Consider the following 16,681-nt stretch of genomic DNA (forward strand, 5'->3'; position numbering starts at 1 on the left):
GGGGAAAAATCTTGTCGCCCCCCCGGCCATCGGCTAGAGACAGGAAAAGCCAATGGGTTCAGCCTGCGGGGGCAGTCGATCGTATGAAGAAAGCAACCTCTTTGCGCACCGGTCTGGTGATGACGGTCGCGCTTGGTCTGGCAGGCTGCGGCACCTCCAGCGGCAAGCTGTTCAACTGGGGCGGCCCGGCCCGATCCGCGCCGCAACAGCAGGAAACCGCCCGGGACAAGTTCAACGTCGAACCGAAGCAATCGACGCTGTTCGACCTGTTTTCGAACAATACCGACCCGAACATCTCGATCGGGGTCAACAAGTACCTCTGGATGGCCTCGCTTGAGGTGCTCGACTTCCTGCCGATCCAGTCGGTCGATCCGTTCTCGGGGCTGATCGTCACCGGCTACGGCACGCCGCCCGGCGGCGGCAAGGCCTATCGCGCGACGATCCATGTCACCGACCCGGCGCTTGATGCGCGCTCGCTCAAGGTGTCCCTGGAAAGCCGCGGCGGCACGGTCGCCCCCGAAACCGTCCGCGCGGTCGAGGATGCGATCCTGACCCGGGCCCGGCAGCTGCGGATTCGCGACTCGGGTCTTTAAGCCTTTCGACCCTTTCGACAGGGGCCTTCTCCCCGCCCGGACGCTTCCGCGGCGGGGATATTTTGTCACTTGTCCGTGCTGATCACTGGACCTTCCGGCCCCGCGCGGTGTAGCAAACCCGCGACCGATGACGAACGAGGGGCCAGATGTCGCGTTACGAACCGAGCCAGAGCGAACAGAAATGGCAAGCCGCCTGGGAGGCGGCAGGCGTGTTCACCGCGCGGCGGGATCCCGCAAGGCCGAAATATTACGTGCTCGAGATGTTCCCCTATCCCTCGGGGCGCATCCACATGGGCCATGTGCGCAACTACACCATGGGCGATGTCGTGGCGCGGTATAAAATGTCCTGCGGGTTCAGCGTGTTGCACCCGATGGGCTGGGACGCTTTCGGGATGCCCGCGGAAAACGCCGCGATGGAGCGGGGCGGCCATCCGAAGGACTGGACCTATTCCAACATCGCCGACATGCGCGCGCAGATGAAGCCTTTGGGGCTGTCGATCGACTGGAGCCGCGAGTTTGCCACCTGCGACCCGGAATATTACGGCCAGCAGCAGGCGATGTTCCTGGATATGCTGGAAGCGGGCCTTGTCTATCGCAAGAACGCGGTGGTGAACTGGGACCCGGTCGACATGACGGTTCTGGCGAACGAACAGGTCGAAGACGGGCGCGGCTGGCGCTCGGGCGCGCTGGTCGAGCGCAAGGAACTGACGCAGTGGTTCTTCAAGATCTCGGATTACGCGGGCGATTTGCTTGCGGCCCTTGATGGTCTGAAGGACTGGCCGGAAAAGGTGCGGCTGATGCAGGCGAACTGGATCGGCCAGTCGCGCGGGCTGCAATTCAGCTTCAACACGGTGGACGCGCCCGAGGGGTTCGGCAAGATCGAGGTCTACACCACGCGGCCCGACACGCTGATGGGGGCGTCTTTCGTCGGCATCTCGCCCGACCATCCGCTGGCGAAGGTGCTGGAAGCGGCGAACCCGGAAATGGCCGAGTTCATCGCGCAATGCCGCAAGGGCGGCACCACCGAGGAAGCCATCGAAACCGCCGAGAAGATCGGTCTGGATACCGGGATTCGTGTCAAGCATCCGCTTGATCCGGCTTGGGAATTGCCGGTCTGGATCGCGAACTTCATCCTCATGGATTACGGCACCGGCGCGATCTTCGGCTGCCCGGCGCATGACCAGCGCGACTTCGAATTCGCCACGAAATATGCCCTGCCGATCAACCCGGTCTTCGTCGCCGAGGGCGCCGAGGAAGCCGTGCTGACCGAAGCCTTCGTGCCGATGAAATCGGAAACCCTGCGCTACATCCGCGGCTTTGCCGGCGAAAGCGTGCAGACCGGCGAAGACGGCGTGGCCAGTGCCATCGCCGTCGCGGAAACGCAGGGCTGGGGCACCGGCGTCACGAAATACCGCCTGCGCGACTGGGGTCTGAGCCGTCAACGCTACTGGGGCTGCCCGATTCCCGTCGTGCATTGCGCCACTTGCGGCGTCGTGCCCGAGAAAAAGGAAAACCTGCCGATCCGGCTGCCCGATGACGTGACCTTCGACAAGCCGGGCAACCCGCTTGACCGGCATCCGACCTGGCGCGACTGCACCTGCCCGAGCTGCGGCGCCCCGGCGCGGCGCGAAACCGACACGATGGACACCTTTGTCGATTCGTCCTGGTATTACGCCCGTTTCACCGCGCCCCATGCGACGACCCCGACCGTGGCCGAGGATGCCGATTACTGGATGAACGTCGATCAATATATCGGCGGCATCGAGCATGCGATTCTGCACCTGCTCTATTCCCGCTTCTTCGCCCGGGCGATGGCGAAGACCGGGCACCTGCCCGCGAAAGCGATCGAGCCTTTCGACGCGCTGTTCACTCAAGGCATGGTGACGCACGAGATCTACAAGACCACCGACGCCAATGGCCGCCCGGTCTGGCACCTGCCCGAAGAGGTGGACCTTGAGACCGGCACGCTGAAATCGACGGGGGAAAAGGTCGAGATCATCCCCTCGGCCAAGATGTCGAAATCGAAGAAGAACGTCGTCGATCCGATGAACATCATCGCGCAATTCGGCGCAGATACCGCGCGCTGGTTCGTGATGTCGGACAGCCCGCCCGAGCGTGACGTGGAATGGACCGCCTCGGGGGCCGAGGCCGCCTGCAAGCACCTGACCCGGGTGTGGAACCTGTGCGACCGGATTGCCAGCCTGCCCGATGACCTGCCGCCGCGCGAGGATGAGGCGCTGTTGCGGGCGATGCACCGGGCGATTGCCGATGTGACCTTCTCGATCGAGAATTTCGCCTTCAACAAGGCGATTGCCAAGCTTTACGAATTCACCAACACGCTGGCGAAATCGGATGCCTCGAAACCGGTGCGGCAACAGGCGATGCGGACGCTCGCGCAGCTGATGGCGCCGATGGTGCCGCATCTGGCCGAGGATGTCTGGGCGCATCAGGGCGGCGAAGGGCTTGTCGTCCGCGCGCCCTGGCCGAAGGCCGATCCGGCGATGCTGGTCGAAGACACGGTCACGCTGCCGATTCAGATCAACGGCAAGCGCCGGTCCGAAGTCACCGTGCCGAAGGACATGCCCGCTTCCGAGGTTGAAAAGCTCGTGCTGGCAGACGAGACTGTGATCAAGGTTCTGGCCGGTGGCCAGCCGAAAAAGCTCATCGTCGTGCCGGGGCGCATCGTCAATGTGGTCATCTGACCGTCGGTCCTTTTTGGCTCTGCTCGGCGCCGCAACGCTTTCGGCTTGCGGCTTCACCCCGGCCTATGGGCCAAAGGGCGGCGCGGCCGGGCTTTTGGGCCGCGTCGAAACCGACATGCCGCAGACGCCCGACGATTTCGCGCTGGTGCGGCGGCTGTCGGAACGGCTCGGCCCGGTCGAGAAGGCCCGCTATCGGCTGTCCTACACGGTCGGCACCGATGTTCTGGGCCAGGCGATCACCCCCGAAGGCGCCACCACGCGCTATTCGCTGACCGGGCAGGTCGAGTATCGGCTGCATGACAGCCGCTCGGATGCCGTGCTGCTGGCGGGCAAGGTGAGCAGCTTCACCTCCTGGTCGGCCTCGGGCTCGGTCGTCGCGACCTCCTCGGCCGAGGATGACGCGCATCGCCGCCTGATGCGGATGCTCGCCGATCAGATCGTCACCCGTCTGCTGGCGCAGGCGAGCACGCTGCCGAAATGAAACTGACCGGCATCGCCGCGACGCGCTATTTCGGCAAGCCCGATCCGGCGCGGCTTGGGTTGTTGATCTACGGCGCCGATGCGATGCGGGTCGCGCTGCGGCGGCAAGAGGTGATCGCGGCGCTGATCGGCCCCGAGGGCGAGGCCGAGATGCGGCTGACCCGGCTTTCCGGCGCCGATCTGCGCAAGGATGCCTCGCAAGTCATCGACGGCATCAAGGAGATCGGCTTTTTCCCCGGCCCCCGCGTCGTCTTTGTCGAGGAAGCCACCGACACCACCGCCCCGGCCTTTGACGCGGCGGTGAAGGCCTGGACGCATGGCGATGCGCAGATCATCGTCACGGCGGGCGCGCTGACGGCGAAATCGGCGCTGCGCAAGATCTTCGAGAATCACCCGAACGCCTATGCGATCGGGATTTACGACGATCCGCCCAGCCGCGAGGAGATCGAGGAGATCCTGAAAAAGGCCGGGCTGCGGGCGATCCCGAACGAGACGATGACCGATGTTCTGGCCCTGTCGAAGGCGCTCGATCCCGGCGATTTCCGCCAGACGATCGAAAAGATCGCGCTTTACAAACATGGGGATAGCAGCCCCTTGACCTCGGCCGAGGTGGCGCTTTCGGCGCCGACCACGGTCGAAGCCGAGATCGACGAGGTGCTGGAACTGGTGGCCGACGGGCGGCCTTTGGATCTGGCGCGGATGATGCGCCGGATCGAGGGGCAGGGCGCGCAGCCGGTGACGCTGGCGATCATGGCGACGCGGCATTTTCGGACCCTGCACATGGCGGCCTCGGACCCGGGCGGCGTGGGCGCGGGGATTGGCAAGCTGCGCCCGCCGGTCTTTGGCCCGCGCCGCGACGTGCTGCAGCGGCAGGCCGGCCGCTGGGGGATGATGCGGCTGGAAGAAGCGCTGAAGGTGCTGATCGAGGCCGATCTGACGCTGCGCTCGGCGTCGAAAGCGCCGCAGATGGCGGTGATCGAACGCGCGCTGATGCGGCTTGCTTCCGTGGCGGCGAAGCTGTGACGGCGCTGGTGATCGGCGGCGGTCCGGCGGGGATGATGGCGGCCGAGGAACTGGCCCGCGCCGGCGCCCGGGTCATTCTGGCCGAGGCGAAACCGACGCTCGCGCGCAAGTTTCTGATGGCGGGGAAATCCGGGCTGAACCTGACCCGCGACGAACCGCTTGCGCAGTTTCTGAACGCTTACACGCCCGACTGGATCCGCCCGCATGTGGAAGGCTTCGGCCCCGAGGCGGTGATGGATTTTGCCCGCGCGCTGGGGGTCGATCTGTTCACCGGCTCGACGGGGCGGGTGTTTCCGGTCGAAATGAAAGCCTCGCCGATGCTGCGGCTCTGGGCGCGGCGGCTTGCCGATCTGGGGGTGGACACGCGCACGCGCTGGCGCTGGACGGGTTTTGCCGGGGATGGCTTCGCGTTTGAAACGCCCGAGGGGGCGCAGCTGCTGACCCCCGCCGTCACCGTTCTGGCGCTGGGGGGCGCAAGCTGGCCGCGGCTTGGCTCGGACGCCGCCTGGGTGCCGTGGCTTTCGGACAGGGGCGTGACCCTTGCGCCGTTCAAACCCGCGAACATGGGGCTGCTGGTGGACTGGTCGCCCCATATGGCGGCGCATCTGGGCCAGCCGGTCAAGGGCGCGGCGCTGATCACGCCCGACCAGACCAGCCGGGGGGAATTTGTCCTGTCGGCGCGGGGCCTTGAAGGCGGCGGCATCTATGCGATCGCCGCTGCGGTGCGCGACGGGGCGCCCTTGTCGCTCGACCTTGCGCCCGATCTGCGGCTCGATGACATCGCGCATCGGCTGGGCCGCACGCCCGCGCGCGACAGCCTGCCCAATCGGCTGCGCAAGGCGCTGCGGCTGGATCCGGTGAAGCTCGCGCTTTTGCAGGAATGGGGGCGGCCGCTGCCCACGGACCCGCTGGCGCTGGCGCGCAAGCTCAAGGCGCTGCCGGTGCGCCATCTTGGCCCCCGGCCGCTCTCCGAGGCGATTTCCTCGGCGGGCGGCATTTGCGCCACCGCCCTGACCGGGCAGCTGGAGCTGAAAGCCCTGCCCGGGGTCTTTGCCGCGGGCGAGATGCTGGACTGGGAGGCGCCGACGGGCGGCTATCTGCTGACCGGCTGTCTGGCCACCGGCCGCGTCGCGGGGCAGGCGGCGGCGCGATTGTTCGGGGCACAATCGACAGATTGACGCAGCCCCGCCCCGCATGGCGAACTGGTTCCCTTGCGAGGGAGACCAAATGACCCAGACCCGCCTGATCACCCCCGTCCTTGTGGGCGGTGCCATCATCCTCATGCTTGGCTTCGCCATCCGGGCGTCGTTCGGGGTGTTCCAGATCCCGATCGCCACCGAATTCGGCTGGCCGCGGGCGGAATTTTCGCTGGCCATCGCGATCCAGAACCTCGCCTGGGGGATCGGGCAGCCGATCTTCGGCGCCATCGCGGAACGGTTCGGCGACCGCAAGGCGATCATCCTTGGCGCGTTGCTCTATGCTTTCGGGCTGGTGCTGTCCGCCTTTGCCACCCAGCCCTGGCAACATGACCTGCTGGAAATCTTCGTCGGCTTCGGCATCGCGGGCACCGGCTTTGGCGTGATCCTGGCCGTCGTCGGCCGCGCGGCGTCGCATGAAAACCGCTCGCTCACGCTGGGCATCGCCACCGCCGCGGGCTCGGCGGGGCAAGTCTTCGGCGCCCCGGTGGCGGAATTGCTGTTGCGGCACTTCCCCTGGCAGACCGTCTTCGTGATCTTTGCCGTCACCATCCTGCTGGCGCTTCTGGCCCTGCCGCTGCTGCGCAGCCCCGCCCGCAGCGCCCCGCGCGGCATCGAAGAACCGATGGCCACGGTGCTCAAACGCGCGCTGCGGGACCCGTCCTTCACCCTGATTTTCCTGGGCTTTTTCTCCTGCGGCTATCAGCTTGCCTTCATCACCGCGCATTTCCCGGCGATGGTGACCGAGATGTGCGGCGCGGTTCCCCCCGGCTCGCTGCTGGCCGCGGTGGGGATCGAGAGCCTCTCGACCCTTGGCGCCGTCGCCATTTCGCTGATCGGTCTGGCCAATATCGCGGGCACGATCTTTGCGGGCTGGGCCGGGCGGCATTATTCCAAGAAATACGCGCTCGCCATCATCTACCTTTTGCGCACGCTTGCCGCCGCCGCCTTCATCCTGATGCCGATGACGCCCGCGACGGTGCTGATCTTCTCGCTGGTCATGGGGGCTTTGTGGCTGGCCACGGTGCCGCTGACCTCGGGCCTGATCGCCGAGATTTACGGGCTGCGCTACATGGGCACGCTTTACGGCGTGGTGTTCTTCTCGCATCAGGTCGGCGCGTTTCTGGGCGTCTGGCTGGGCGGGCGGCTTTACGACCTGTCGGGCGATTACACGCTGGTCTGGTGGGTCGGCGTCGGCATGGGGGCGTTCTCGGCCCTTGTGCACCTGCCGGTGAAGGAACGCGCGCTTCAGGCTCAACCGGCCTGAAGCATCGCCTCAAGACCTGCGCGGTAATCGGGGTAGCGCAGCTTGACCCCCAGTTCCGTCTTGATCCGGTCATTCCGCACCCGCTTGTTCTCGGCGTAAAAACTTGCCGCCATCGGGCTCATGCTGGCCGGGTCAAAGGGCTGCTCGGGCGGGCGGGGCAGGCCCAGCAGTTCCGCCGCATAGGCCAGAACATCCTCGGGCGGCGACGGCGCATCATCGCAGACGTTGTAGATCCGCCCCGGATTGGGCGCGGCGATCGAGGCTGCCAGAACCTGCGCGATATCCTCGACATGGATGCGCGAAAACACTTGCCCGGGCTTCAGGATCAGCCGGGCGGTGCCATCGCGGACCTTTTCGAACGGGCCGCGGCCGGGGCCGTAAATGCCCGCCAGCCGGAAGATCTGCAGTGGCAGGCCCAGCGCCTGCCAGCCCGCCTCGGCCGCCACCCTTTGCACGCCGCGGGTGGTGGTGGGGGTCAGCGCGGTCTCCTCATCGACCCAGCCGCCGCCATGATCGCCATAGACGCCGACGGTGGACAGATAGCCGACCCATTCCAGATGCTGCGCAGCGCAAAGCGCGTTTCGCTGCGCAGCAAGAACCGGGTCCCCCGTGCCATCCGGCGCGACCGAGGTCAGCAGATGCGTGGCCTCCGCAAGGGGTAACTCCCCCCCGGTCCAGACCATCGCCTCCACCCCTTCGCTGCGCAGCATTTCGGCTTTCACGGCACTGCGCGTCGTCGCAAGGATCCGCCAGCCCTGCGGCAGAAGCAGCCGGGCCAGCGCCCGCGCCGAATATCCGTGACCGATCGACAGCAACGTTTTCATGGGTTTCTCCTTCGGCTCGCAACCTAGTCATCACGTCGTCACTTGCGAAGGGCAAAAAGCTCTGGCACCTTTGGTCATGGAACATATGACATCTCTCAAAACCTGGCCCGAGGCCGCGCCGCGTCTTATTGCCGTCGCCGCGGGCCGTTCGCCTGCCGATTGCGTGATCCGGCAGGGCAGATGGGTCAACGTCCAAAGCCGCGAAGTGCTGGACGGATACGACATCGCGATTGCCGAGGGGCGTTTCGCCGCCATCGCCCCCGATCTGACCTCGGCCATCGGACCGGAAACGACCGTGATCGAGGCGCAGGGCCGCTACATGATCCCCGGGCTTGTCGATGGCCACATGCATATCGAAAGCGGCATGCTGACCCCCGCGGAATTCGCCGCCGCCGTGATCCCGCATGGCACCACGACGATGTTCACCGACCCGCATGAGATCGCCAATGTGCTGGGTCTGGCCGGGGTGCGGATGATGCATGACGAGGCGATGCTGCAGCCCGTCAACATCTTCACCCAGATGCCGTCCTGCGCCCCCTCGGCGCCGGGGCTGGAAACCACGGGCTATGAGATCACCCCCGAGGATGTGGCGAAAGCGATGAGCTGGCCCGGGATCGTGGGCCTGGGCGAGATGATGAACTTTCCGGGCGTGATCGGCGCCGATGCCAAGATGCTGGCCGAGATCGCCGCGACGCAGCGGGCGGGGAAAACCGTCGGCGGGCATTATGCCTCGCCCGATCTGGGGGCACCGTTCCGCGCCTATGCGGCGGGCGGTCCGGCCGATGACCACGAGGGCACCTGCGAAGACGACGCTGTGGCCCGGGTGCGGCAGGGGATGCGGGCGATGCTGCGGCTCGGCTCTGCCTGGTATGACGTCGAAAGCCAGATCACCGCGGTGACGAAACGCGGGCTGGACCCACGCAACTTCATTCTGTGCACCGACGATTGCCATTCCGGCACGCTGGTTCACGAAGGCCACATGAACCGCGCCTATCGCCATGCCGTCGCCTGCGGCTGCGATCCCCTGATCGCGTTGCAGATGTGCACGGTGAACACGGCGAGCCATTTCGGGCTGGAACGGGAACTGGGCTCGATCGCGCCCGGGCGGCGGGCGGATGTGATCCTGACTTCGGATCTTGTCACCCTGCCGGTCGAGGTGGTGATCGCGCGGGGGCAGGTGGTGGCGGAAAACGGCACGCTGAAAGCCGACTGCCCGCATTACGACTGGCCGGAAACTGCGCGCAAGACCGTGCATCTGGGCAAGCGGCTGAGTGCCGAAGATTTCGCCATTGCCGCGCCCGAGGGGGCGAATACCGTCACCGCAAGGGTGATCGGCGTCGTTGAAAATCAGGCGCCGACCAAGGCCCTGACGGCGGAACTGGCGGTTCTTGACGGGCTGGCGCAGCCGGACGCGGCGAAAGACGTGGCGCAGATCGCGCTGGTCGAACGCCACCGGGGCACCGGCAAGGTGGTGAACGGCTTCGTCTCGGGCTTTGGCTACAAGGGGTCCATGGCGATCGGCTCGACCGTCGCGCATGACAGCCATCACATGATCGTGGTGGGCACCGACCGCGACGCGATGGCCGCCGTGGCGAACCGGCTGGGCGAGATGGGCGGCGGTATCAGCGTCTGGAAGGACGGGGCCGAACTGGCCGCCGTGCCCTTGCCGATTGCCGGGCTGATGTCCGACGACCCCGCCGCCGAGGTCGCCGCGCGGGCCGAAGCGATGGTGAAAGCGATGGCCGACTGCGGCTGCAGGCTCAACAACGCCTATATGCAGCATTCGCTGCTGGCCTTGGTGGTGATCCCGGAAATCCGGATTTCCGACCTTGGCCTTGTCGATGTGACGAAATTCCAACTGACCGAGCTTTTCGCATGAACGATCCCGTGACGATCCTGACCCCGCCGCCCTCGGCGCATGACAGCTTCACCGATCCGGCCGCCGCGGTGGCGCGGCTGGAACAGCTTTACGCCGAGGCGACCGGCTTTCTTCTGCAGAAGTTCAACGAGGTTCTGGCCACCGGCCGCGCCGACACGCGCTTTCGTGCCTTTTACCCCGAGGTGCGGATCACCGTCACCTCGCATCTCAAGGCCGACAGCCGGTTGAGCTTTGGCCATGTCTCCTCGCCCGGGACCAAGGTGGCGACGATCACCCGCCCCGATCTGTTTCGCAATTACCTGACGCAGCAGATCGGGCTTTTGATCCGCAACCACGGCGTGCCGGTGCAGATCGGCCCCTCGGACACGCCGATCCCGGTGCATTTTGCCGTCGCAGGCCAGCCCGAGGTGACGATCCCGCAGGAAGGCGCGCTGACGATTTCGCTGCGCGATGTCTTTGACGTGCCGTCCTTGGAAAGCATGAACGACGACATCGTGAACGGCACGGCGAAGCCGAACCCGGATGGATCGGGGCATCTGGCGCCCTTTACCGCGCAACGGGTGGATTACTCGCTTGCCCGGCTGTCGCATTACACCGCGACCGCGCCTGAGCATTTCCAGAACCATGTTCTGTTCACCAACTATCAGTTCTACGTCGATGAATTCGAAAAGGTCGCGCGGCAGATGCTGGCCGATCCGGCGCAGGGCTACACCAGTTTCGTCGCGCCGGGGAATGTCGAAATCACCACGGCTGATGGCATGATCCCGCCCTTGGCGAAGCTGCCGCAGATGCCAGCCTATCACCTGAAACGGCCGGACGGGAACGGCATCACGCTGGTCAATATCGGCGTCGGGCCGTCGAATGCGAAGACCGCAACCGATCATATCGCGGTGCTGCGCCCGCATGCCTGGTTGATGGTCGGCCATTGTGCAGGGCTGCGCAATTCGCAATCCTTGGGCGATTTCGTGCTGGCCCATGCCTATCTGCGCGAAGATCACGTGCTGGATGATGACCTGCCGGTCTGGGTGCCGATCCCGGCCTTGGCCGAGGTGCAGGTGGCCCTGCAGGAAGCGGTGGCCGAGATCACCCAGCTTGAGGGCTACGAGCTGAAACGGATCATGCGGACGGGCACGGTGGCGACGATCGACAACCGCAACTGGGAACTGCGCGACCAGTCCGGCCCGGTGCAGCGGCTGAACCAAAGCCGGGCCGTGGCGCTCGACATGGAAAGCGCGACCATCGCCGCGAACGGGTTCCGGTTCCGCGTTCCCTATGGCACGCTGCTCTGTGTCTCGGACAAGCCGCTGCACGGAGAATTGAAACTTCCGGGCATGGCGACCGAGTTTTATCGCACGCAAGTGGCCAGCCATCTGCTGATCGGCGTGCGCGCGATGGAGAAGCTGCGGGCCATGCCGCTGGAGCGAATCCACAGCCGGAAACTGCGGTCTTTCGACGAAACCGCCTTCCTCTGATGCGCTGCCTTGACGCCGGGAAAATCCGCAAAACCTGCCCGAAAAGGCTTGCCATGCTGGAAAAAACCGTGTGTTAGAGGGCGCATCAAACCGTGCAGACGGATCAAGATGGCCCCTCCACCCGGGGCGTATGAGAGGAAGACCCATGTCGAAACCGATGACCAAGACCCAGCTGGTGGCAGCCCTTGCCGAAGCCATGGGGTCGGACAAGAAAACCGCGACCGCCGCCATCGACGCCATCGCCGATGTCGTGACGAAGGAAGTCGCGGCGGGCGGGTCGGTGACGCTGCCGGGCATCGGCAAGGTCTCGTGCAAGGCCCGTCCGGAGCGTCAGGTGCGCAACCCGGCCACCGGGGAAACGATGATGAAACCGGCTGACAAGCAGGTGAAGGTGACGATCGCCAAAGCCCTCAAGGACAGCGTCAACGTCTGATCCCCGCAGCCCCGCAAGGGTGCCGAATTCGGGCCGCTCTGCCTCCGCAGGGCGGCCTTTTGCATGGCCGGACCCGCCCCGGGGCAAAGAACCTGTATCGCATACAGGTTTTATCTTGTCCGAAGCGGGGGTTTCCGGCTCTGGCTGTTCGAAATCGCACCGACAGGGGGAACGGAATGGATCTTCGCGCCATCGTCATGGGGCTTGCCTTCGCGCTGATGTGGTCATCGGCCTTCACCTCGGCGCGGATGATCGTGGCCGAGGCGCCGCCGCTGCTGGCGCTTTCGGCGCGGTTCCTGATCTCGGGGGGCTTGGGTGTCGCGATCGCGCTGGCGCTGGGGCAAAGCTGGCGGCTGACGCGCCCGCAGTGGAAGGCGACGCTGATTTTCGGCGTCTGTCAGAACGCGCTTTACCTCGGGCTCAATTTTGTCGCGATGCAGTGGATCCAGGCCTCGGTCGCCTCTATCGTCGCCTCGACGATGCCGCTGATGGTGGCGCTTCTGGGCCGCGTCGTCTACGGCGACACGGTGCGGCCGCTGGGTCTGGCCGGGCTGGTGGCGGGGGTGATCGGCGTCGCGATCATCATGGGGGCGCGGCTCTCGGGCGGGGTCGATCCGGTCGGGCTGAGCCTGTGTTTCGCGGCCGCCCTGGCGCTGTCGATTGCCACGCTCTCGGTGCGCGGGGCGTCTTCGGGCGGCAATGTGCTGATGATCGTCGGCTTGCAGATGCTGGTGGGCGCCGCGGTGCTGGCGGTGGTGTCGGCGTTCACCGAGACCTGGGAGGTGGTGCCCTCGACCCGTCTCGTGCTGGCCTTCCTTTACACGACGCTGATCCCCGGGCTTCTGGCGACCTGGATCTGGTTCAAGCTGGTCGGACGGATCGGCGCGGTCAAGGCCGCCACCTTCCATTTCCTCAACCCGTTCTTCGGCGTCGCCATCGCGGCCGCGGTGCTGGGCGAACGGCTGGGGCTGCCGGACCTGCTGGGCGTCGTCATCATCACCGGCGGCATTCTGGCCGTGCAGCTGTCGAAACAAAGGTAAGCGATGGAAAGGCTAAGCGATGGGCTGGCTTGAGTTTTCGCTCGCGGGCCTTGCCTTCATGGCGACCCATCTGATCCCGGCCACGCCGCGGATCAAGACGCCGCTGGTCGCCGCTTTCGGCCGGGTGGGCTATGGCATCGCCTTTGGCGCCCTTGCGCTGGGGCTGCTCTACTGGCTGATCCTTGCCGCCGCCCGCGCCCCCTTTGTCGAACTCTGGCCGCAAGAGATCTGGATGCGCTGGCTCGCGAATATCGTGATGCCTCTGGTGATCTTGATCTCAAGCTACGCCATCGCCGCCCCGAACCCCTTCGCCTTCGAAGGCCGAGCGAGCGGCTTCGATCCGGACCGGCCCGGCGTCGTCGGCATCACCCGGCAACCGTTCCTCTGGGCGCTGGTGCTTTGGGCGGCGGCGCATCTTCTGGTGAACGGCGATCTGGCGCATGCGATCCTGTTCGGGGTGTTCCTTCTGTTCTCGCTGATCGGGATGCGGGCGATGGAAATGCGTCTGATCCGCCGCATCGGCTTGGCCGAGTTTCAGCGTCTGGCGGCACAGACCAGCCTGATCCCTTGCGCCGCGTGGTTTGAGGGCCGGTGGCGGCCGCGGCGGCGGCCGTCAGCGCTTCGGCTTACCATCGCGATCTTCGCCTGGGCGGCGGTGTTTCATCTGCATGAGCTGGTGATCGGCCTCAGCCCGGCGCCGTGAGCTTCGCCTTGACCGAGGCCATCGCCGAGGTCACGCGATACATTGGCCCTGTGACCGCCGAGGGCCCAAAGGCACTCGGTGAGCCGCCCGCCCCGCCCATGGCGGGCGCTTTCGCGCCGCCGGGGCGGGACGCTGGCCTCTGTTGCGCTTGGGGATGCGGTCTTGCGGCAGGCGGAACCGCAACGGGCGGGGAAAGGCGATGCCTTTCCTGTTCCGCCCGAAACACCCGATCAACCCTTGCGCAGGCTTTCCAGCAGCTTGATCGTCACCCAGCCATTCGGCGTCATGCCATGGGCGCGCTGATAGTCCATCACCGCGCCGATCGTGCCCGCGCCGATCAGCCCGTCGGTGCCCTTGGTGTCATAGCCCTGCGCGGTCAGCAGTTGCTGCACCTCGACCTTTTCGGCATCGGTAAGCGCCCGGCCCTCGCGCGGCCAGGGGTGGACAAAGGGCCCCTGCCCCTTCAGCCGGTCCGACAGATGGCCGACCCCCATCACATAGGCATCGGCATTGTTGTAGCGCGAAATCGCGGTGAAATTGCCAAAGATCATCAGCGCCGGACCCTGCGGCCCCGCGGGCAAAAGGATCGAGGCCGCGCCGTAATTCGGCACCACCCCGCCGTTCACGCCGCGCACGCCCAGCGCTGCCCAATCCGCGGGCGACCGCTTCGTGCCCTTGCCCGCAAGCCCGGTATCGAAGCCCTCGGGCAGGCTGACCTCCACCGCCCAGGGCTGCCCCTTCGACCAGCCCGAGCGCGCCAGATAGGCGGCGGTCGAGGCCAGCGCATCGGCCGGATTGTCCGACCAGATGTCGCGCTTGCCATCGCCGGTGAAATCGACCGCAAAGGCCAGATACGAGGTCGGGATGAACTGCGTATGCCCCATCGCCCCGGCCCAGGACCCGGTCATGTGGGCGGGGTCGATGTCGCCCGCCTGCAGGATCTTCAGCGCGCCGATCAGCTGGCTTTCGAAGAACTGCGCCCGCCGCCCGTCATGGGCCAGCGTCGCCAGCGCCGGGATGATCAGCGTGTTGCCGCGCTTGGCGCCATAGCGGCTTTCCATGCCCCAAACGGCCACGACGACTTCCTTGTCGACGCCATAGCGGGCCTCGATTTCCCGCAGAATCGCCGCATGCTGCGCCAAAGCCGCCCGGCCATTGGCGATGCGTTCGTCCGACGCCGCGCTGTCCATGTAATCCCAAATGGGTTTCACGAATTCGGCCTGGAACTGCTGCCGCTCGATCACCTTCGGGTTGTAGGGCACGTTCCGCATCGCGCGGTTCCAGGTGGTATCAGAGATGCCCGCCGCCATCGCGCGGGGCTTGAAGCCCGCCACCCAGGCATCCATCCCCGCCTGCGTCGCGGCATCGACGGGCGGGATCTCTTCGATCGTGTTCATGGAAACGCCCCCCCGATCCAGCGGCCCGCCACAGGCGGTCAGCGCCGAAAAGGCCAGAAGGGTGACGACAAGGGGTTTCAACGCGTGTTTCATGGCCTGCCCGACTGTTCGTTGTTTGAGAACAGTCTAGCAGGCAATGGCGCTTGCGCAAACCGGCTTTGGCTCAGGCCTTCGCGTCGTAAAAGGGCGTCATCTGCGCCACGACGACCGAATTTTCATCCAGCGCCCGTTGCATCAGCTCTTTCTCGGCGGCGTCGATCTCGTCGCCCGCCTTTTCGCGCTCTTCGAGCGTGCCGTAGCCGGTCACGTCCAAAGGCGCCATCTCGGCCTGTTTCAGGATCGCCACGGTCTCGCGCACGGCTTCCGCCTCGTCGACGCCGCTCGCGTAACACAGCAAGCCCGCCCCGGTCGATCCCTTCGGCAGCCCGTCATTGGCCGACCGCCCCACCTCGACAAGCAGCGTATAGACCTGCTGCGGGCGCTTCGCCTTTTCCGGTTTCTCGGCGGTCTCGGTCATTCTTTTCCCCTTCTCAGCCGCGGCGCAGCGACCGCAGCGAGGTCACGGCCAGCCAGGCCATCCCCAGCACATAAAGCCCGATCGCGGCGCCGGGCCACCATTGCCCCGGCTCCGCCGCCTTGGCCATCTCGCCCAGCCGCGTCAGCACCACCGGCGTCAGCAGCCCGATCATCGCCAGATCGGCGACCATCAGAACAAACCGCAGGGGTTGCGGCAAGGCCGCCCCCCGCACCGCATCCCCCACCTTGGCGCCCAGCGACAAAAGCACGATCAGTCCCGCAGCAAATCGTTGATCGCGGTTTTCGAGCGCGTCTGCGCATCGACCCGTTTCACGATCACCGCGCAGTAAAGGTTGATGCCCCCCTTGGTCGGCATCGACCCCGCGACGACCACCGAATAGGGCGGCACTTCGCCATAGAAGACCTCGCCGGTTTCGCGATCGACGATCTTCGTCGATTTGCCGATGAAGACGCCCATGCCCAGAACCGAGCCCTCGCGGACGATGCAGCCCTCGACCACTTCCGAACGCGCGCCGATGAAGCAGTTGTCCTCGATGATCGTCGGTCCGGCCTGCATCGGTTCCAAGACGCCGCCGATGCCGACGCCGCCCGAGAGGTGCACGTTCTTGCCGATCTGCGCACAAGATCCCACCGTCACCCAGGTATCGACCATCGTGCCCTCATCGACATAGGCACCAAGGTTGACGAAGGACGGCAGCAGCACCGCGCCCTTGGCGATATAGGCGGAGCGGCGCACGATGCAGTGCGGCACGGCGCGGAACCCGGCGGCCTTCCACTGCGCCTCGCCCCAATGGGCGAACTTGCTGTCGACCTTGTCCCACCAGGTGCCGTTCTGCGGCCCGCCCGAATGCACTTCCATCTCCTTGACGCGGAAGCCCAGCAGCACGGCCTTTTTCGCCCATTGGTTCACATGCCAATTGCCGTCGGCCTGTTTCTCGGCGACCCGCAACGCGCCCTTGTCAAGCGCCTCGAGCGTGGCCTCGATCGCGTCCCGTGCTTCGCCCTTGGAGTGGGGCGTGAGGGTGTCGCGAACTTCCCAGGCGGCTTCGATGGCAGCTTCGAGCATGGCGTTCGACATCGGAACGGTCCTCTTTCAGGTGGCTTTCATGGTTTTCCCCCTATAGTTGGGAAAAGC

16 protein-coding genes are annotated in these 16,681 nt (G+C 65.9%); 11 read left to right on the top strand and 5 right to left on the bottom strand.

The genetic code is table 11. From position 1 onward, the window contains the following. Nucleotides 1–83: 83 nt before the first annotated feature. The 6 genes from FBT96_RS11065 (at nt 84) to FBT96_RS11090 (ending at nt 7,261) form a co-directional block, all read left to right on the top strand. On the top strand, nt 84–593 hold the full coding sequence (locus FBT96_RS11065; protein ID WP_136906609.1) for a DUF3576 domain-containing protein: 510 nt from the start codon (nt 84–86) through the stop codon (nt 591–593). 146 nt (nt 594–739) lie between these two features. Further along, a complete protein-coding gene (leuS, locus tag FBT96_RS11070) occupies nt 740–3,295 on the top strand; it encodes a leucine--tRNA ligase (protein WP_136906611.1) in 2,556 nt (851 codons plus the stop codon). Further along, the gene (gene lptE, locus FBT96_RS11075) at nt 3,282–3,776 is read left to right on the top strand and encodes an LPS assembly lipoprotein LptE (RefSeq protein WP_136906613.1); all 495 of its coding nucleotides are present in this window, start codon (nt 3,282–3,284) and stop codon (nt 3,774–3,776) included. The genes leuS and lptE overlap by 14 nt, the downstream gene beginning before the upstream one ends. Next, complete coding sequence (gene holA / locus FBT96_RS11080; protein ID WP_136906615.1) at nt 3,773–4,798, top strand: DNA polymerase III subunit delta; 1,026 nt, start codon at nt 3,773–3,775, stop codon at nt 4,796–4,798. Before lptE ends, holA begins: the two co-directional genes overlap by 4 nt. Further along, complete coding sequence (locus tag FBT96_RS11085; protein WP_136906617.1) at nt 4,795–5,976, top strand: TIGR03862 family flavoprotein; 1,182 nt, start codon at nt 4,795–4,797, stop codon at nt 5,974–5,976. The genes holA and FBT96_RS11085 overlap by 4 nt, the downstream gene beginning before the upstream one ends. Nucleotides 5,977–6,025: 49 nt before the next feature. Continuing rightward, nucleotides 6,026–7,261 (top strand): MFS transporter, encoded by a 1,236-nt coding sequence (locus FBT96_RS11090; protein ID WP_136906619.1) that lies wholly within the window; start codon nt 6,026–6,028, stop codon nt 7,259–7,261. Here FBT96_RS11090 and FBT96_RS11095 read toward each other — a convergent pair. Then, nucleotides 7,249–8,085 (bottom strand): SDR family oxidoreductase, encoded by an 837-nt coding sequence (locus FBT96_RS11095; protein WP_136906621.1) that lies wholly within the window; start codon nt 8,083–8,085, stop codon nt 7,249–7,251. The two genes, FBT96_RS11090 and FBT96_RS11095, sit on opposite strands and share 13 nt — an antisense overlap. 76 nt (nt 8,086–8,161) lie before the next feature. Here FBT96_RS11095 and ade point away from each other — a divergent pair, with 76 nt between their 5' ends. The 5 genes from ade (at nt 8,162) to FBT96_RS11120 (ending at nt 13,612) form a co-directional block, all read left to right on the top strand. Then, on the top strand, nt 8,162–9,964 hold the full coding sequence (ade, locus tag FBT96_RS11100) for an adenine deaminase (protein ID WP_136906623.1): 1,803 nt from the start codon (nt 8,162–8,164) through the stop codon (nt 9,962–9,964). Beyond that, on the top strand, nt 9,961–11,436 hold the full coding sequence (locus FBT96_RS11105; RefSeq protein ID WP_136906625.1) for an AMP nucleosidase: 1,476 nt from the start codon (nt 9,961–9,963) through the stop codon (nt 11,434–11,436). The genes ade and FBT96_RS11105 overlap by 4 nt, the downstream gene beginning before the upstream one ends. 145 nt (nt 11,437–11,581) lie before the next feature. Beyond that, entirely contained in the window at nt 11,582–11,869 is a 288-nt protein-coding gene (locus FBT96_RS11110; protein WP_013065996.1) for an HU family DNA-binding protein, read from the top strand. Nucleotides 11,870–12,045: 176 nt separating this feature from the next. After that, entirely contained in the window at nt 12,046–12,909 is an 864-nt protein-coding gene (locus FBT96_RS11115) for a DMT family transporter (protein WP_136906627.1), read from the top strand. 19 nt (nt 12,910–12,928) lie between these two features. After that, nucleotides 12,929–13,612: an NnrU family protein gene (locus FBT96_RS11120; RefSeq protein ID WP_136906629.1), complete on the top strand. Its 684-nt coding sequence runs from the start codon at nt 12,929–12,931 to the stop codon at nt 13,610–13,612. Between the two features lie 230 nt (nt 13,613–13,842). On the opposite strand, the gene FBT96_RS11125 is transcribed toward FBT96_RS11120, so the two are convergent. The 4 genes from FBT96_RS11125 to dapD form a co-directional block, all read right to left on the bottom strand. Further along, the gene (locus FBT96_RS11125; protein ID WP_136906631.1) at nt 13,843–15,102 is read right to left on the bottom strand and encodes a lytic murein transglycosylase; all 1,260 of its coding nucleotides are present in this window, start codon (nt 15,100–15,102) and stop codon (nt 13,843–13,845) included. A gap of 70 nt (nt 15,103–15,172) precedes the next feature. Continuing rightward, the gene (locus FBT96_RS11130; protein ID WP_136906633.1) at nt 15,173–15,526 is read right to left on the bottom strand and encodes a hypothetical protein; all 354 of its coding nucleotides are present in this window, start codon (nt 15,524–15,526) and stop codon (nt 15,173–15,175) included. A gap of 13 nt (nt 15,527–15,539) precedes the next feature. Then, entirely contained in the window at nt 15,540–15,794 is a 255-nt protein-coding gene (locus FBT96_RS11135) for a hypothetical protein (protein WP_136906635.1), read from the bottom strand. Nucleotides 15,795–15,796: 2 nt separating this feature from the next. Further along, nucleotides 15,797–16,624, bottom strand: a complete 828-nt coding sequence (dapD, locus tag FBT96_RS11140; protein WP_136906637.1) for a 2,3,4,5-tetrahydropyridine-2,6-dicarboxylate N-succinyltransferase — start codon at nt 16,622–16,624, stop codon at nt 15,797–15,799. Nucleotides 16,625–16,681 lie beyond the last annotated feature (57 nt).

This window comes from Rhodobacter capsulatus (assembly GCF_005144475.1).
Taxonomy (GTDB): Bacteria; Pseudomonadota; Alphaproteobacteria; order Rhodobacterales; family Rhodobacteraceae; genus Rhodobacter; species Rhodobacter capsulatus_C.

What these genes read in the sequence shown, in the direction of transcription:
- FBT96_RS11065 (WP_136906609.1), top strand. Translation starts at nt 84, where the DNA reads ATGAAGAAAGCAACCTCTTTGCGCACCGGTCTGGTGATGACGGTCGCG.
- leuS (WP_136906611.1), top strand. Translation starts at nt 740, where the DNA reads ATGTCGCGTTACGAACCGAGCCAGAGCGAACAGAAATGGCAAGCCGCC.
- lptE (WP_136906613.1), top strand. Translation starts at nt 3,282, where the DNA reads ATGTGGTCATCTGACCGTCGGTCCTTTTTGGCTCTGCTCGGCGCCGCA.
- holA (WP_136906615.1), top strand. Translation starts at nt 3,773, where the DNA reads ATGAAACTGACCGGCATCGCCGCGACGCGCTATTTCGGCAAGCCCGAT.
- FBT96_RS11090 (WP_136906619.1), top strand. Translation starts at nt 6,026, where the DNA reads ATGACCCAGACCCGCCTGATCACCCCCGTCCTTGTGGGCGGTGCCATC.
- FBT96_RS11095 (WP_136906621.1), bottom strand. Translation starts at nt 8,085, where the DNA reads ATGAAAACGTTGCTGTCGATCGGTCACGGATATTCGGCGCGGGCGCTG.
- ade (WP_136906623.1), top strand. Translation starts at nt 8,162, where the DNA reads ATGGAACATATGACATCTCTCAAAACCTGGCCCGAGGCCGCGCCGCGT.
- FBT96_RS11105 (WP_136906625.1), top strand. Translation starts at nt 9,961, where the DNA reads ATGAACGATCCCGTGACGATCCTGACCCCGCCGCCCTCGGCGCATGAC.
- FBT96_RS11110 (WP_013065996.1), top strand. Translation starts at nt 11,582, where the DNA reads ATGTCGAAACCGATGACCAAGACCCAGCTGGTGGCAGCCCTTGCCGAA.
- FBT96_RS11115 (WP_136906627.1), top strand. Translation starts at nt 12,046, where the DNA reads ATGGATCTTCGCGCCATCGTCATGGGGCTTGCCTTCGCGCTGATGTGG.
- FBT96_RS11120 (WP_136906629.1), top strand. Translation starts at nt 12,929, where the DNA reads ATGGGCTGGCTTGAGTTTTCGCTCGCGGGCCTTGCCTTCATGGCGACC.
- FBT96_RS11125 (WP_136906631.1), bottom strand. Translation starts at nt 15,102, where the DNA reads ATGAAACACGCGTTGAAACCCCTTGTCGTCACCCTTCTGGCCTTTTCG.
- FBT96_RS11130 (WP_136906633.1), bottom strand. Translation starts at nt 15,526, where the DNA reads ATGACCGAGACCGCCGAGAAACCGGAAAAGGCGAAGCGCCCGCAGCAG.
- dapD (WP_136906637.1), bottom strand. Translation starts at nt 16,624, where the DNA reads ATGTCGAACGCCATGCTCGAAGCTGCCATCGAAGCCGCCTGGGAAGTT.